The sequence below is a fragment of the Kribbella sp. NPDC048837 genome (assembly GCF_055586945.1).
Genome location: NZ_JBVJHF010000005.1, coordinates 292,106 through 308,479 on the forward strand (window position 1 = coordinate 292,106; position 16,374 = coordinate 308,479).

The window sequence follows — 16,374 nt, forward strand, 5'->3', positions numbered from 1 at the left end:
GTCGGAGCACGTCGGCACCGGTTCTGGATGCGGATCAGCAAGCAGTGGTGGACCATCCCGGCGGACCTTTGCTGGTGCTGGCCGGACCGGGGACCGGGAAGACGACGACGTTGGTGGAGGCCGTCGTCGACCGGGTGCGGAATCGCGGGCTGAGTCCCGACGAGGTGCTGGTGCTGACGTTCGGGCGCAAGGCGGCGACCGAGTTGCGGGACCGCATCACCGGCCGGCTCGGGCGGACGACCCGGGTGATGCCGTCGATGACGTTCCATTCCTTTTGTTACGCGTTGCTCCGGCGGTTCACACCGGCCGACGCGTTCGACGTACCGCTGCGGTTGCCGTCCGGGCCGGAGCAGTCGCTGCGGTTGAGTGAGGCGCTGTCCGGCAGCCGTGAGGTCGGTGCGGTGCACTGGCCGGGCAGTCTGCATCCGGCGTTGAAGACGCGCGGGTTCACCGACGAGGTGCAAGCCGTGATCGGCAAGGCGCGGCAGCTCGGGCTCGACCCGGAGGACCTGTCCGCGATCGGGCGCTCGGCGGACCGGGCCGAGTGGGTCGCGGTCGGCGACTTCTTCGAGGAGTACCTGCAGATCCTCGACCACGAGCAGGTGCTGGACTACTCCGAGCTCATCCACCGCGCGGTGATCCTGGCCCAGCAGCCGCAGGTGCAGGCCAAGCTGCGGACCGAGTTCAAGGCCGTCTTCGTCGACGAGTACCAGGACACCGATCCCGGTCAGACCAAGCTGCTGCAGGCGATCGCCGGCGACGGCCGCGACCTCGTCGTCGTGGGCGATCCGGACCAGTCGATCTACACGTTCCGCGGCGCGGACGTCCGCGGCCTGCTGCGCTTCACCGACGAGTTCCGTACGGCGGACGGCGCGGAGGCGGCCCAGATCGCGCTGGGCACGACCCGCCGCTTCGGTACGACGCTGCAGCGAGTGTCTCGTAATGTCGTCAGCCGGCTCGGCGTGCCCGGCACACTGGACCGGGACACGTTCGACCGCTTCCGCAACCCGGACGCCAGCGGCTGTGTCTACGGCCACGGCAAGGTCGAAGCGAATCTGTACTCGACCAGTGGCGCCGAGCTCGAGCACATCGCGGACCTGCTGCGTCGTGCCCACGTGCAGGACGGCGTCGGCTGGAACGAGATGGCCGTGCTGGTCCGGTCCGGCAGCCGGTCGATCCCGCCGTTGCGTCGCGCGCTCGCGGCCGCGGGCATCCCGGTCGACGTGGCCGGTGACGAGCTGCCGTTGTCGCGGGAGCCCGCCGTACGTCCGATGCTGCTGGCGTTGCGGGCCGTTGCGGATCCGGCGACGTTGACGGTCGACGTCGTCCGCGCGTTGGCGTTGTCGCCGTTGGGTGCGATGGATGCCGGGCAGTTGCGGCGGCTGGCTCGGGTGCTGCGGCGGCGCGATCGGGAGGCGGCCGGCGGGCAGCGGCTGCCGCGGTCGTCGGACGAGCTGTTGCGCGACGCGTTGATGAATCCGCTGCTGCTCGACGAGGAGGCGTCGCCGGCCGAGGCGCGGTTCGCGGCCCTGGGCGAGAGGTTGCTCAAGGCAAGGAACATCGTGACCGCGGGAGCCGCGCCGGACGAGGTGATGTGGTCGCTGTGGTCGGATTCGCCCTGGTTGCGGCGGCTGCGCGGCCAGGCGCATTCCGGGGGCGAGCCCGCCCGCGCGGCGAACCGGGACCTGGATTCGCTGTGTGCGCTGTTCGACGCGGCGAGCCGGGCCGAGGAGCAGGTCGGGTTCAAGGGCGTATCGGCGTTCCTGAGTGAGCTCGAATCGCTGGACATCGCGGGGGACAACCGGTTCGACGGGACGTATCGCGAGGCCGGCGTCCAGCTGATGACGGCGCACCGGTCGAAGGGCCTGCAATGGCGGCTCGTCGTGGTGGCGAGTGTGCAGGAAGGTCAGTGGCCGGACCTCCGGCGGCGCGGGTCGTTGCTGGAGCCGGACCGGCTGGGACCTGACGGCCTCATCGATCCGTTGTCGGCCGGCGCGTTGCTGGCCGAGGAGAGACGGTTGTTCTACGTCGCGATCACCAGAGCCCGGGAGCGGCTGATCGTGACGGCGGTCCAGGCCCCCGAGGCGGACGGCGACCAACCCTCCAGATTCCTTGCCGAGCTCGACATTCCCTTGAAACTGGTCGCCGGACGGCCGCGGCGGCCGTTGTCGCTGCCCGGTCTGGTGGCCGATCTGCGGTGCGTGCTGGCGGATCCGTCCTCGTCGCCGGCGTTGAAGCGGGTCGCGGCCGATCGGCTGGCCCAGCTGGCCGATGCGGTGGACGATCGGGATCAGCCGTTCGTCCCGACGGCGGATCCGGAGCGCTGGTGGGGTGTGCGGGAGCGGACCCGGTCGGAGCGGCCGATCGCGGATCCGGAGCTGCCGGTGCCGCTGTCGGGGAGTGCGCTGACGACGATCGTGGACTGTCCGCTGCGCTGGTTCCTGACCCGGCGGGCCGGTGGAGAGACGCCGAGTACGTCGGCCACCGGGTTCGGCATGGTGTTGCACACGTTGGCGGACGCGGTCGCCACCGGGACGCTGCCGCCGTCGATCGACGAGCTGAACGGCTGGCTCGACAAGGTCTGGACGCAGCTGGAGTTCGAGTCCGCCTGGATCTCGGACCGGGAGCGGGTCGAGGCGGAGCAGGCGTTGCGGCGGTTCGTCGCTTGGCACCAGGGCCGGCCGGATCGGACGTTGGTGGGGACCGAGGTCGACTTCGACGTACTGCTTCCCGACACCGACAAGCCCGCGGTCCGGGTCAAGGGGCGAATGGACCGGGTCGAGCAGGACGCCGAGGGGACGATCCGCGTGGTCGACCTGAAGACGGGCCGCTCGATGCCGACCAAGCCGGCGGTGGCGCGGCACGTGCAGCTGGCGATCTACCAGCGCGCGATCGCTTCCCGGCAGCTGAAGACCGTCGGCGAGGACCCGGTCGCCGGCGGCGCGGAGCTCGTCCAGCTCCGCCACGACGAGGCCGGCTTCCCCAAGGTCCAGCACCAGGGCCCGCTCGAGACCGGCGACGACGGCAGGACCTGGCTGGACGAGGCCGTCGACGAGGCCGAGTCGATGGTCCGCTCCGAAGAGTTCACCGCCCAGCGCAACGACGGCTGCACCCGCTGCGAAGCCCGTGCGTTGTGCCCGATCCAACCGGAAGGCCGGGAGATCGTCTGATGCCCGCCGCGACACTGCAGACCACGGCTGAACTGTGTGATCTGCTGGGGATTCCGTTCTCCGATCAGCAGTTGGCGGCGATCACGGCTCCGTTGGCGCCTGGCGTGATCGTGGCGGGCGCCGGGTCGGGGAAGACGACGGCGATGGCCGCGCGGGTGGTGTGGCTGATCTGCACCGGGCAGGTGAAGCCGGAGGAAGTGCTGGGGCTGACCTTCACGAAGAAGGCGGCGAACGAGCTGGACGTGCGGATCCGCGAGGACCTGACGAAGGCCGGCGTACTCGGGTCGACGCTGCCGAGGGACCAGCACCCGATCCTCGCGGCGCACCTGCGCAGCAACATCCCGAACTGGGAGCCCGAGGAGCCCGGCGAGCCGGTCGTCTCGACGTACCACGCGTTCGCCGGGACGCTGATCGCCGAGCACGGCCTCCGCCTCGGTCTCGAGCCCGACGCCCGCGTCCTCGCCGACGCAACACGCTTCCAGCTCGCGGGTCGCGTCGTACGGCGATCCGCCGGGCCGATCCGGTTCGCGTCGCATCACGTGCCGACGCTGGTCAACAGTCTGCTGGCGCTCGACGGTGAGCTCGCGGACCATCTGCTCCGGGCGGACGACGTACGCGACCACGACGAGGCGGTGCGGCAGGAGGTCGCGGCGGCCGCCAAGCAGACGGTCGAGGTGCGCAAGCTCGGCGAGACCGCGCTGAAGCGTGGCGAGATCCTGCAACTCGTCGAGGAGTACCAGGCCTACAAGGCGGACCGTGGCGTCGTCGACTTCGCCGACCAGATGGCGCTCGGGGCGCGGCTGGCCGAGGAGTGCCCGGAGGTCGCGGCCGCCGAGCGGTCGCGGTACAAGGTGGTGCTGCTCGACGAGTATCAGGACACATCGGTCTCGCAGCGCCGGATGCTGACCGCGCTGTTCGCCGGGGGCGACGGCCGTGGTCATCCGGTCACGGCGGTCGGTGACCCGTGCCAGGCGATCTACGGCTGGCGTGGTGCCTCGGTCGCGAACCTGGACGAGTTCCCCACACATTTCCCCCAGGCCGACGGCTCGCCGGCGCAGCGGTATGTGCTGAGCGTCAACCGCCGGTGCGGCAGCCGGATCCTCGCCGCCGCCAACGAGCACGCGGCCGAGCTGTATGAACAGCATCCCGGAGTCATCCCGCTCGAGGCTCCCTCCGATGCGCCGGAAGGCGCGATCACCGTCGGACTGTTCGAGACCCGTTCGCAGGAGATCGAGTGGGTCGCCGACGCGGTCGTCGCCGCACACCGCACCCCGAACCGCCGGTGGAAGGACATCGGCATCCTGATGCGGACGAACGTCGACCTCAGCGCGGTCCACGAAGCGCTGATCGCGCGCAAGGTTCCGGTCGAGGTGGTCGGCCTCGGCGGACTGCTCGCCCTCCCCGAGGTCGTCGACGTCGTGGCGACGCTGCAGGCGGTCAACGACCTGACCGCGAACGCCGCGATGCTGCGGATCCTCACCGGCCCACGCTTCCGGATCGGTCACCGCGATCTTGCCTTGCTGGCCAACCGGTCGCGCGTCCTCGCCGATGCCGGTGCGCGGCCGGCCGCCGACGATCTGGTTGCGGCACTCGACGCCGCGGTCGCCGGGATGGACTCGACCGAAGTCATCTCGCTGGCCGAGGCGGTCGACGATCCAGGACCGGACGCTTGGGGTTACTCGCCGGAGGCACTGGTCCGCTTCAAGGAACTCTCGAGTGAGTTGCGTGAGCTGCGGACGCACTCGGGGGAGCCGTTGCTCGACCTGGTCCGACGGGTGATCAGTACGATCGGCCTGGACGTCGAGCTCACCGCCACGCCGGATCACGTCGACTCCGGACGGCGCGATCATCTGGCCGCGTTTTTGGATGCCGTTGGCAACTTTGTGTCCACGGAGTCGGACGGTTCGCTCGACGGTCTGCTGGCGTACCTGGCCGCCGAGGAGGAGTACGCCGCCGGTCTCGACCTCGCCGTACCGAGTGAGGCGGACTCGGTGAAGCTGCTCACCACGCACCGGTCGAAGGGGCTGGAGTGGCCGATCGTGTTCGTGCCGACGCTGGTTTCGAAGGTGTTTCCTTCGGATCGCGGGCGGGACAAGTGGACGACCAACGCGAAGGTGCTGCCGTGGCCGTTGCGCGGTGACGCGGACACATTGCCGGACATCCATGACCTGTCCAACGCCGGGCTGAAGGCGTTCGCGGACGAGTGCAAGAACGTGAACGCGCTCGAGGAGCGACGGCTGGGGTACGTCGCTTTCACCCGGGCGAAGGAGATCCTGGTCGCGACCGGGCACTGGTGGGGGCCGACGCAGAAGCGCCCGCGCGGACCCTCGTCGTACCTGTCGACGCTGAAGAAGCACGCCGGCGAGCGAGTCGTCGAGTGGGCCGAGCAACCTTCGGCGGACGAGAACCCGGAGTTGGCCGAGCAGACGCAGGCGCCGTGGCCGGCGCCGTACGACATGGAGTCGTACCAGCGGCGGCTGGACGCGGCGGCGCTGGTGCGGCAGGCGCGGACGGAGGGGCCGTCGATCGAGGCGGAGGAGTCGCTGCTGCTGGACGAGCAGGCGACGGTCGCGCGGTGGGACTCCGAGATCGAGCGATTGTTGTCCGAGGCAAGGGAAAGCCGGAGCCGGAAGGCGTACGACGTCGAGCTGCCGGCCGCCCTGTCCGCGACCCAGGTGATGCGGCTGGCCAAGGACCCGGACGGGCTGGCGTCCGAGCTGGCCCGCCCGATGCCGCGCAAACCCAACCGGGCGGCGCGGTTCGGCACCCGCTTCCACGCGTGGGTCGAGAGCTACTTCGGCCAGCAGCTCCTGCTCGACCCCGACGACCTCCCCGGCGCCGCGGACGAGGACATCGTCGACGACACCGACCTCACCGAACTGATGGACGCCTTCCGCACCGGCCCGTACGGCGAAACCACGCCGTACGAGATCGAGGCCCCCTTCGCCCTCGCCCTCGGCGGCCGCGTCATCCGCGGCCGCATCGACGCCGTCTACCAGGTCGTCCGCCCCGACGGCTCCCGCGGCTACGACGTCATCGACTGGAAAACCACCCGCACCGAATCCGCCGACCCCCTCCAGTTGGCCATCTACCGAGTCGCCTGGTCCGAACTGATGAACATCCCCCTCCCCCAAGTCACCGCAGCCTTCTACTACGTCCGCACCGCCGACATCATCAGACCCGAGAACCTGCCCGAAAAGCAGCAGCTCATCGAGTTGCTGAACGGGTAACTACAGGGCCGCACGGTTGGCACGGCGTACGAGCTCGGCCGGGACGATGCGCACCGGGAATGGGCGACTGGCCTCGAACACCTCGTCGTCCTTGAACGTCCGCTCGACGTAGTGGCCGTTCTCCAGTTCCAGCACAGTCAGCACTGCCTCGTCCGGCTCGAAGATCCAGTACGAACCGACGCCGGTCGCCTCGTACAAGCGGCGCTTCTTGAGCCAGTCCTTCGCGCGGGTCGACGGTGAGAGAATCTCGACGGCCAGGAGCAACGGCCGGCGAACGCTCGCCGGCTCGACGTCCTCGCAGCGGCACACCAAGAGGTCGGGCTGCAGCGATGTCCGGTCGTCCGGCCGGTAGTCGAAGGGCGCGAAGAAGACCTCCAGATCTTCTGGGCACGCTGAGACCAGCCGCAAGTTGATCTGATTGGCCGCTCTCTGATGAACGGCCAGCGGCGACGGTGTCACCAGCACCTGCCCATCCAGCAGTTCACGCCACTCGCCGTCGTCTGGCAGAGCGTCGAACTGGGCCAGCGTGAGGTTCGTCGGCTCGGTGGTCTCCACGGACACAATGGTGCCTCCTTGTCGGTCACGGGACCAGCATGGTGGCGTCGGACGGATGGTTGGTGCCGTTTCGTGCGTCGGCCCCGGGTTGCCCCACGATCTGCCCCGGGTTGCCCCGGACGAGGGCTAGTTCGTGAGGTTGGCGGGGGTGAGGCTGACCGGGAAGGGGCTTGTGGCGTTGAAGGTTTCTTCGGGGCCTACTACGGCCTGACAGGCGTAGGACGAGTTGGTTAGTTCGAGGACGGTTAGTTCTTGGTGGGCGGGGTCCAGGAGCCAGTACGAGGGGATGGCGTGGGATTCGTAGAGGGATCGTTTGAGGACTATGTCGGTGGTTCTGGTGGAGGGGGAGAGGACCTCTACGGCTAGGAGGGGTGGGGATTTCAGGAGGTGGGGGCCGGCGTCCGAGCGGTGGCAGACGAGGAGGTCGGGGCGGACGGAGACGTCCAGGGTGGGGCGGAAGTCCAGGGAGCCTACGGAGACCAGGAGGTCTCGTGGGCAGGACTGTTTGAGGTGGATCATCAGGGCCAGGACGGCGGCGTGGTGGGCCGGGGGCTGGGCGCCGGTGATCAGGAGGCGGCCGTCGACCACCTCGTAGCGTCTGCCGTCTCTGGGGGTTTCAACGCCGATCACCCCAACAGCTTGACCGATTCCGTCGACGCGCCGCGGGAGTTATCCACAGCGAAGGTGGGCATCGGCAACCGGGTGGGGGAGAAGCCGACGAACGATGGTTCGGCGGTGAGGAGCTCCAGGGCGTCCCAGATCTCCAGACCGTCCTCGGGCGAGACCGGAGCAGAGAGTACGGCGCCGCGGAACAACGCCTGTTGCCCGGTGGCCAGCGTCGGAACCACCGGCGTACCGCCGGCCAGCGCGGACAGCGCACCGAGCCGCGCCATCGACGTCTCGATCGCCTGGTTCCAGCCCGGGTCCGCGGCCGCGGACAGCCAGGACCCCTCCAGCCCGGCTGCCGCGAGCGCCTCCTCCAGTACGGCGGCGGTCGGCGCCTGCGGCGGTCCGGGCACGAACACGCGCGCACCCCACGCCAGGTAGAGCGGCTCGATCACGTCCTCCCGGCCGGCCGCGCGCAGCGCCTCGAAGACCCGCATCACCCGCAGCGATTGCTTGCCGGTGGCAACGGCGATCGCGCGGATGAACTCGGGCATCCCGAGCGCCTGCCGGTCGCCGTCGCGGATCCACAGGCTGTACGAGCGCAGGCTCAGCCGGAACCCCCGCTCGGGCGCCACGGACGTCAGCCAGCGGACGGCCAGCCAGCTCCACGGGCAGGCGGGATCGGCGTACAGGTCGAAGGTCTTCATCAGATTACCTCTCTGTTCATCAGAGTGAGACTATGATGAACAGAGTGATAGATTGACGACGTGGCTGTCAAGGACTCGCACCGCGCCCGGCAGGCGCAGGCGACGAAGGAGCAGGTGGCGCGGGCGGCGCGGGTGCTGTTCGCCGAGCAGGGGTACGTCGCCACGACGATCGCCGCGATCTCGGAGGCGGCCGGGATCCCGGCGCAGACGATCTACTCGGCGTTCGGCAACAAGCCGGCCATCCTCCGCGAGATCGCGCGGATCTGGATCGCCGAGGCCGACACCCGGCGGCTCGCCCAGGAGTCGCTCACGCTGACCGATCCCGCCGACCGGCTCCGCGCGGCGGCGCACTGGCAGACCCGTCAGTTCGAGACCGGGATCGACGTCATCCAGATCTACCAGGAGGCGGCGCGCGCCGACGCCCGGATGGCCGACGAGATGCACCGCGTCTGGGCCGCCCGGGAGGGCGAGCTGAAGATCTTCCTGAAGACCTTCAGCTTCGCCATACCGGCGGCGCGGGCGCTCGACATCTTCCTCGCCTGCACGGCGGCCGAGGTCTACCACCTGCTCGTCTTCGACCGGCACTGGCCGATCAAGGACTACGAAACCTGGCTGGGCGACACCCTGGTCAGTCAGTTGCTTCCGTGACCAGCGGATTCTCCAACGTCCCGACGAACTGCAGCGAGCCCGCGACATCGGTGAGGTCGACCATCTGCTGGTTGTTCTTCAGCTGCAGGCGGTTCAGGCAGGACAGCGCGAAGGACGGCGCGAAGATGTCGTACTTCGCGAACGCCTCGGCCAGCTCCGGTGTCGCGGCCTGGTAGTCGCGGATCGCCGCGGCCACCACCGTCCAGAACTCCGCCGGCGTCAGCAGATCCTCGCGGTCCAGCAGCGGGGACAGGAACCGGAAGATGCAGTCGAAGATGTCGGTGAAGACCGACAGCAGCTTCTCGTCCTCCGGGACCTCGGCGCGGACCCGTTCGGCCTCGGCCGGCAGCGGGGTGGCCGGGTCCATCACCGCGATCTCCTCGGCGATGTCCTTCATGATGACCCGGGTCGGCACCGCGTCCCGCAGTACCAGGATTAGGTTCTCGCCGTGCGGCATGAAGACCAGCTCGTACGCGTAGAAGCTGTGCACGAGCGGGATCAGGTACGCGTCGATGTACGCCCGCAACCACGCCGCCGGCTCGAGCCCGGATGCGCGGATCAACGCCGCGGCCAGTGAGGCACCGTGCCGGTCGACGTGCAGCAGACTCGCCATCGTGGCCAGCCGCTCGCCGGGCTCGAGGCCCGGCACCGGGCTCTCCCGCCACAACGCCGACAGCATTTTCCGGTACGGCGAGGTCTTCGGAGTCGCGTTCTCGTAGTACCGGTTGTGGTATCCCGCCGCCACGATCTCCCGCAGCACGGTGAAGCCGTAGCGTTTCAGGACGAGATCGTTCGAGACCAGTTCGTGGACCCAGTCGTTGATCGCCGGCGTCGCGGCCATGTACGTCGGCGACAGCCCGCGCATGAACCCCATGTTCAGCACCGACAACGCCGTCTTCACGTAGTGCTTCGAAGGCTGCGACCGGTTGAAGAACGTCCGGATCGACTGCTGCGGCTGATACTCGTCCGCACCGGACCCGAGATAGATGATGTGCCGCTGCGCGATGTCCGCGGCGAATGTGATCGACGTCTTGTTCTCCCACTGCCACGGATGCACCGGCAGGAAGGCGTAGTCCGCAGGGTCGGCGCCCACGGCAATGATCTTCGCCGCGAACTGCTGCAGCACAGCGGATCCCAGCTCTGCCTGCAGCAGCTCGTCGTACGAAAGCCTCGTACTGTGCGAGATCGTGGTTCGGTCACGACGGGTTGCGATCCAGACCAGCTCGACAGCCTCGCCGGTCTCCGGTGCGTACGCGCGATAGTCGCCGACCCCGAACCCGAGCCGCCCGTTGTTCGCGACGAAGCACGGGTGGCCCTCGGTCATCGCGGCCTCGATCGTCTGGAAGTCCGCAGTGACCAGATCGGCCGCGGTCCGGTCCGGCTTCGAGAGCTTGTACGCCGCACTCGCGAGCGTGCTGCTGATCTCCTCGAGGTATACCGGCAACATGTCCGCGCCGATCCCGAGCTGCTCGTGGAACTCCGTGATGAAGTCCAAGGCGTCGATCGGTTCGCCGCCGTTCTCCAGCGAGTCGGCGTCGATGTCCCAATGGTTCAAGGGATACCGCCGCGCCGTGAATCGGTAGCGTCCTACCGCGTAGCCGTTGCCGTCAGCAATCGGTTCGAGGATGCGCTCGTGCGCGAACTCGGAGATCGCCTTGCGCACCAGGGCGCGGTTGACGACGGCCCAGACGTCTGGGTTCAGGTGGTGGATCATTCAGCCTGCCTCATTCATCCGGGTCGCTTCGGCGTACTGGTCGCGGGTGCAGAAACTCAGCCAGGCCTGCTTGTCCGGCAGGTCCACGATGCTGTGCTTGCGGAACCCCATCCGTTCGTTCAGCGCCTGGATCTTCACGTTCCTGACATCCGGCTCGACCACGACCCGGTCCACCAGCGGATCGCTGAACAGGCTGTCCAGGATCGTCTCGAACACGGCGCCGGTGAAGCCGCTGATCGGTGTGTCCGGCGGCCCGACGAGCACGTGCATGCCGATGTCGCCCGGCGCCACGTCGTACACCGTGCCGACCGCGTCGTACGACGGCTCGTAGCGCTCCATCAGGAACGCAGGGCTGCCGTCGTGCTCGCCGAGGAAGGCGCGGTGGTGGCCGGATCGCTCGATCCGCTCGTACTCCGCGTGCACGTCCTCGACGGATGCGGTCAGCAGCCCCCAGTACCGCGCGTAGGGCTGGGTGACCCAACCGTGCAGGGTGCCGACGTCCTCGGTCAGGTCGAACGGCCGGAGGCTCAGGGTGCCGACGCCGGCGAAGAACCGCCGGAACGACGGCTCGGGCAGTGCTCTGGTCATGGCGGTCTGCTTTCGAGGTGGGCGAACCTGCTTAGCTAAGGCTTACCTTACTAGATCCCTGACCGTGCATCGAATCCCGATCCAGGGGTGGACCCGCCGGGTCGTCCGCGCGGTGGATGCGAGCGGGCGGAGGGTGTGCCTACGTTGGAGGCATGTTGATTGCCGAGGATCTCTTGTTGCTGCTGTACGACGACGAGAGCGGGAAGCCGATCGCGGGTTCACCCGGGCTGGACTATGCGCTGGCCGGAGCGGTCCTGATCGAGCTGACCGTGCTCGGGAAGATCGACGTCACGAGTGCCGGTGACGGGGTCAAGGCCGGTCGGTTGAAGGTGCTGGACGCCTCGCCGACCGGGGACGCGATCCTGGACGAGCGCTTGGCCTTTGTCGCGGGCAAGCCCGGTAAGCGTCCCAAGGACCAGATCGGCCGGTTGTCGAAGAAGCTGCGTGACCAGCTGCTCGCCCGGCTCGCGGAGCGCGGTGTGCTGCAGGCGGACCAGGGCAGGATGCTCGGTCTGTTCCCGGTGACGCGCTGGCCGGCCAAGGACGCGCGGCACGAGGCCGAGGTGCGGTCCAAGCTCGAGAGTGTGCTGAAGGTGGGCACCACGCCGGATGAGCGCACCGGCGCGCTGATCGCGTTGCTGAGCGCGCTGAACGTCGTACCGAAGGTCGTCACCGACGCGGTGGACAAGAAGGCGCTCAAGCAGCGGGCGAAGCAGATCGCCGAGTCGGACTGGGCCGCGGACGCCGTGAGGAAGGCCGTCACCGAGATGCAGGCCGCCGTCACCGCGGCAATCGTCGTCGCCAGCTCGACGGCCGCCGCGTCAGGGAGCAGCTGACTCCGCCAACCGGGACTTGATCTCCGGCTTGAGCACCTTGCCGACCTTGGAGCGCGGCAGGTCCGGCCAGACCAGCACGTCCTTGGGCGCCTTGACGCTGCCGATGCGTTGCTTCGCGAACGCGATCAGCTCGGTGGCATCCGCTGACGCGCTCGGCTGCAGCTGGACGACCGCCACGACCCGCTCGCCCCACTTCTCGTCGGGCAACCCGATCACCGCGCAGTCTTGGACCGCGGGGTGCGCCATCAACGCCTGCTCGACCTCGGTGGAGTACACGTTGAAGCCGCCGGTGATGATCATGTCCTTCGCCCGGTCGACGATGTACAGGTAGTTGTCGTCGTCCAGGTACCCGATGTCGCCGGTGTGGTGCCATCCGTACGCCGATGCGGCCGCGGTGGCCTCGGGGTTGCGGTAGTACCCCTTCATCACCAGCGAACCGCGGACCACGATCTCGCCCCGCTCCCCCCGTGGGAGCAGGGATCCGTCCGCGGCCATGATCGCGGTCGTGACCAGTGGCGACGGCCGGCCGGCCGACGCCAGCCGCTCCCGGGCAATGGTGCCGGAGGCATCGAAATGCTCCGCGGGGGGCAGGATCGAGATCATCATCGGTGCCTCGGTCTGCCCGAACAGCTGGGCCATCACCGGCCCGATCCGGTGCAGCGCCTCCTCGAGTCGCGCCACCGACATCGGCGCGGCGCCGTACCAGAAGCAGCGCAGCGACGAGAGATCCGTCGTGTCCAGCTCCGGAGCGGCCAGCACCATGTAGATCAGCGTCGGCGGCAGGAACGTGTGCGTCACGCCGTGCCGCGGGATCAGCTCCAGGAACACCTGGACGTCGGGGGTCCGCATGATGACGATCTCGCCGCCGCACGCGAGGACGGGGAAGCACAGTACGCCGGCCGCGTGGGTCAGCGGAGCGAGCGCGAGATAGACCGGCCGGTCCCCGAACGGATAGCCCATCAGCGTCAGCGCCGTCATCGTCTCGATGTTCGTCGTGCTGAGCATCACGCCCTTCGGCCGTCCGGTGGTTCCACCGGTCCCGACGATCAACGCCAGATCGTCGGGACCGGTGAGATCAGGTGCCGGCTGGGACACGCCCCCGCAGAACGCGTCCCAGCCGACGCTCCGGCCCACGAGGTGGGGGGAGGGGCCGGAGCCCGGATCCCGGTCCAGGCAGACGAAGGTGTGGACCTTCGGCAGCTCGGGCCGGATCCGGTCCACCAGGGGCTCGAAGGCCGCCTGGTAGATCAGAACCTCACAGTCGAACTGGTCGAGCAGTTCGCGATTCTCCGCGGCCTCGTTGCGCGGGTTGATCGGGCACCAGACCGCACCGGCCCGGCTGATCCCGAACACGCAGCTGAACGCGATCGGATCGTTCGCCGACAGGATCGCGACCTTGCCACCCGGCCGTACGCCGCTCGCCGCGAGGCCGGCCGCGATCCGGTAGGACAGCTGCTGGACCTCGGCGTACGAGAGCGTCTCGCCGTCGGTGGTCAGGCAGGCTGCGTCCGGACCGAGCGAAGCGCCCTTGTCGAGGTAGTCGACCAGTCGCACTGTGACTCCCTAGCGCAGCGACGTCAGCTGTGGCTCGGACACCAGCCCGAAGCTGCGCAGTACGCCGAGCAGCTCCCGGTGACCGAACGCCTGGCAACCACTGGCGAACCCGACGCGCTTCGGCGGTGTCTGCAGCAGTGAGTACGCCGCGTACGCCTGGAGCAGACCGGTCTGCTGGTAGTTGCTGTTGCCGTGGATGACGCAATGCGCCCGGCCGAGTGGACCGGAGGCGTGGACGGAGTCCAGCGTCTTGTTCACGCGCGGGTTCTCGCGGGGCGGCATCTGGTTCATCACCTGACGAGCGGTCTCGGTCAGCGCCGCGTTGCGTTCGTCCGGAGCCATGTCCTTGGTGGCTTCCAGTGCGGCGGCGACGATCTGCGGTACGCCGTTCATCAGTGCGGCGTTGAAGACACCGCCTTGGGACTTGCAGTTGGCGACCCGCGGGTCGCGCTTGAACCAGACCGGGTGCGACATGCCACCCCACGGCAGCGACAGCGCCAGCTCGTGCTGCCCGGGCACCACCAGAGGCACGAGGCCCTGCTCGGGGAACTCGACGTACGCGTTGTGCTCGAGGTAGTGCGCCTTGGACGTCGCTGCGTTCACCAGGATGGTCCGGGTCGACGCGATGGTCGGACTGCCGCCCCAGAACACCGCTATGTCGAGCGTGTCCAGGCCCGGATCCTCCAGACACAGCTGCGCGGCGATCTCGCTGGTCGTGTACATCTGTGCGATCCCGGGAGCCAGCAGCAGGCCCGCCTCGGCGAACTGCGGACCATAGGTCTCGTCACAGGTCATCAGCCAGTCCTGCTCGCCGGTCGTGTCGGTGTAGTGCGCACCAGCCGCGAGTGCGGCCTCGACAGCCGCAGGGCCGAGCTCACTGAACGGTCCGACCGTATTGAGCACCACGGACGCGCCCTTGAACAGATCGGTCAGTGCGGACACGTCGTGGTCGACGGTGGCGATCTCGTACTCGGCTGTCTCGATGCCGGGCACGTGGGACTCCATCGACTCCTTCAGCTTGTCCTCGCTGCGACCGGCGGCCACGAACGGGACGTGGTAGTGACGCAGGTACTCACACACCAGCCGGCCGGTGTAGCCGGAGGCGCCGTACACGACGACGGGCTTGGTGGTCATCGGCTCACATCCCCATTCCGCCGTCGACCGGCAGGCCGATGCCGGTGATGAACCGGGCCTCGTCCGACGCCAGGAAGACCACGGCGTCGGCCATGTCGCTGACCTCACCGAGCCGGCCGGCCGGAGTCAGCCCGATCACCGCGGCGACCGCGGCCTCGGGGGACTCGAACAGTCCGAGCTGCGCGACGTCGTTGGCCAGGCCGGCACCCATCGGGGTCGGCACCAGGCCGGGGTAGATGCAGTTGACGCGAACGCCGTACCCGAGCTTGCCGGACTCCATCGCGGCGACCCGGGTGAGCCGGTCGACCGCGGACTTGGTCGCGGAGTAGACCGCGATGCCCGGGAACGCGATGGTCGCGGCGACCGAGGCCACATTGATGATCGCGCCGCCCTGGCCGGCCAGCCCGTCCGGACGCATCGTCCGCAGGCCCCACTTGATGCCGAGCGTGGTGCCGAGCACGTTCACGTCGAGCATCTTGCGGATCTCTTCCGCGGTCACCTCGGTGAGCAGGCTGGTGATCTCGATGCCCGCGTTGTTCACCAGGATGTCCAGGCCGCCGAGGATGTCGTTGGCCGCGATGACGGCGTTCTCCCAGCTGGCCTCGTCGGTGATGTCGTGGGCGACGAAGCCGTTGCCGTCGCCGTACTCGCTGTCCAGCGCGTCCGCGACGGCTTCGCCGGCGTCCTTCTGCAGGTCGGTGACCACTACCTTGGCGCCGGCCGCCGCGAGCGCCTTCGCCATTCCCTCGCCGAGTCCCTGCGCTCCGCCGGTGACGAGGGCCTTGCGGCCAGAGAGATCGAGTCCGCCCATCTGAAGCTCCTTGTGGTCGAGGGACACCGGGGTCGTTTCACACTCTGGCCAGGCTTTTGACAGTCGTCAAGACTTTGTTTGACACTTGTCAAGAAATCTCCCCGCCACGGGACGCGCCTGGCCCGTGGCGGGGTACGCTGACGCGAACGAACCCGGCCGTGCGACAGGGAGTGGGTGGTGGCGTGACCTCGGCGAACGCCGCGCAGGAGGACCGGCCCGCCCGGGTCTCGGGGATCGACAAGATCGAACGCCGCCGGGTCGCGCTGGCCGAGTCGGCGCTGAAGACCCTCGGTGAGCTCGGGTACGCGCGGACCAGCCTGCGGGAGATCGCGAACAACTCCGAGTTCACCCACGGCGTCGTGCACTACTACTTCCGCGACAAGATCGACCTGATCAGCTACTGCGTGCGGCACTACAAGACCAAGTGCGCCCAGCGGTACGACGAGGTCGTCGAGACCGCGACCTCCGGCGACGAGCTGGCCATCGGGTTCCTGGGCAAGATGACGCAGACGCTGGTCGAGGAGACCCCGATGCACCGGCTCTGGTACGACCTGCGGGCCCAGAGCATGTTCGAGGAGCAGCTGCGACCGGATGTGGTCGCGATCGACCAGTTGCTCGAGCAGATGATCTGGCGCATCCTCACCCGCTACGCGGACCTGACCGGGACCACGCCGACGGTCGACGCGCCCACGGCGTACGCGTTGGTCGACGGCCTGTTCGAGCAGGCCGTCGTCGCGTACGCCGAGGACGCGGACAACGTCCCGGACCGGCTGACCGATCGGGTCAAGCAGGTCCTCCCGAAGCTGGTCGCCTAGCCGGAG

The 16,374-nt window shown here is 68.7% G+C and carries 13 protein-coding genes; 5 read left to right on the forward strand and 8 right to left on the reverse strand.

Going from position 1 to position 16,374, the window contains the following annotated elements; genetic code table 11:
• Positions 1-47 precede the first annotated feature (47 nt).
• Together ACZ6O0_RS24855 and ACZ6O0_RS24860 are read left to right on the forward strand one after the other, a co-directional pair.
• Positions 48-3,170, forward strand: a complete 3,123-nt coding sequence (locus tag ACZ6O0_RS24855) for an ATP-dependent helicase (protein WP_465767358.1) — start codon at positions 48-50, stop codon at positions 3,168-3,170.
• Entirely contained in the window at positions 3,170-6,400 is a 3,231-nt protein-coding gene (locus tag ACZ6O0_RS24860) for a UvrD-helicase domain-containing protein (RefSeq protein WP_465767359.1), read from the forward strand. Before ACZ6O0_RS24855 ends, ACZ6O0_RS24860 begins: the two co-directional genes overlap by 1 nt.
• On the opposite strand, the gene ACZ6O0_RS24865 is transcribed toward ACZ6O0_RS24860, so the two are convergent.
• From ACZ6O0_RS24865 to ACZ6O0_RS24875, 3 genes are all read right to left on the reverse strand, one after another.
• Positions 6,401-6,961, reverse strand: a complete 561-nt coding sequence (locus tag ACZ6O0_RS24865; protein WP_465767360.1) for a Uma2 family endonuclease — start codon at positions 6,959-6,961, stop codon at positions 6,401-6,403.
• A gap of 120 nt (positions 6,962-7,081) precedes the next feature.
• On the reverse strand, positions 7,082-7,585 hold the full coding sequence (locus ACZ6O0_RS24870; protein WP_465767361.1) for a Uma2 family endonuclease: 504 nt from the start codon (positions 7,583-7,585) through the stop codon (positions 7,082-7,084).
• Positions 7,582-8,268 carry a mycothiol-dependent nitroreductase Rv2466c family protein gene (locus ACZ6O0_RS24875; protein ID WP_465767362.1) on the reverse strand — a complete coding sequence of 229 codons (687 nt, stop codon included), beginning with the start codon at positions 8,266-8,268 and terminating at the stop codon, positions 7,582-7,584. The genes ACZ6O0_RS24870 and ACZ6O0_RS24875 overlap by 4 nt, the downstream gene beginning before the upstream one ends.
• 60 nt (positions 8,269-8,328) lie before the next feature.
• Here ACZ6O0_RS24875 and ACZ6O0_RS24880 point away from each other — a divergent pair, with 60 nt between their 5' ends.
• Entirely contained in the window at positions 8,329-8,916 is a 588-nt protein-coding gene (locus ACZ6O0_RS24880) for a TetR/AcrR family transcriptional regulator (protein WP_465767363.1), read from the forward strand.
• On the opposite strand, the gene ACZ6O0_RS24885 is transcribed toward ACZ6O0_RS24880, so the two are convergent.
• Together ACZ6O0_RS24885 and ACZ6O0_RS24890 are read right to left on the reverse strand one after the other, a co-directional pair.
• Positions 8,897-10,630, reverse strand: a complete 1,734-nt coding sequence (locus ACZ6O0_RS24885) for an IucA/IucC family protein (RefSeq protein WP_465767364.1) — start codon at positions 10,628-10,630, stop codon at positions 8,897-8,899. The genes ACZ6O0_RS24880 and ACZ6O0_RS24885 overlap by 20 nt on opposite strands.
• Entirely contained in the window at positions 10,631-11,218 is a 588-nt protein-coding gene (locus ACZ6O0_RS24890) for a GNAT family N-acetyltransferase (RefSeq protein WP_465767365.1), read from the reverse strand.
• Between the two features lie 152 nt (positions 11,219-11,370).
• Here ACZ6O0_RS24890 and ACZ6O0_RS24895 point away from each other — a divergent pair, with 152 nt between their 5' ends.
• Positions 11,371-12,054 carry a GOLPH3/VPS74 family protein gene (locus tag ACZ6O0_RS24895; RefSeq protein WP_465767366.1) on the forward strand — a complete coding sequence of 228 codons (684 nt, stop codon included), beginning with the start codon at positions 11,371-11,373 and terminating at the stop codon, positions 12,052-12,054.
• Here the strand turns inward: ACZ6O0_RS24895 and ACZ6O0_RS24900 are convergent.
• The 3 genes from ACZ6O0_RS24900 to ACZ6O0_RS24910 are packed head-to-tail and all read right to left on the reverse strand — an operon-like array spanning position 12,040 to position 15,553.
• A complete protein-coding gene (locus ACZ6O0_RS24900; RefSeq protein ID WP_465767367.1) occupies positions 12,040-13,608 on the reverse strand; it encodes an acyl-CoA synthetase in 1,569 nt (522 codons plus the stop codon). The two genes, ACZ6O0_RS24895 and ACZ6O0_RS24900, sit on opposite strands and share 15 nt — an antisense overlap.
• Before the next feature lie 9 nt (positions 13,609-13,617).
• Positions 13,618-14,742, reverse strand: coding sequence for a DUF5938 domain-containing protein (locus ACZ6O0_RS24905; protein WP_465767368.1), 1,125 nt, complete (start codon positions 14,740-14,742; stop codon positions 13,618-13,620).
• A gap of 4 nt (positions 14,743-14,746) precedes the next feature.
• The gene (locus ACZ6O0_RS24910) at positions 14,747-15,553 is read right to left on the reverse strand and encodes an SDR family NAD(P)-dependent oxidoreductase (RefSeq protein WP_465767369.1); all 807 of its coding nucleotides are present in this window, start codon (positions 15,551-15,553) and stop codon (positions 14,747-14,749) included.
• Positions 15,554-15,711: 158 nt separating this feature from the next.
• Between ACZ6O0_RS24910 and ACZ6O0_RS24915 the strand changes: the two genes are divergently transcribed.
• Positions 15,712-16,368 carry a TetR/AcrR family transcriptional regulator gene (locus ACZ6O0_RS24915; RefSeq protein ID WP_465767370.1) on the forward strand — a complete coding sequence of 219 codons (657 nt, stop codon included), beginning with the start codon at positions 15,712-15,714 and terminating at the stop codon, positions 16,366-16,368.
• The last annotated feature ends 6 nt before the right edge of the window (positions 16,369-16,374 follow it).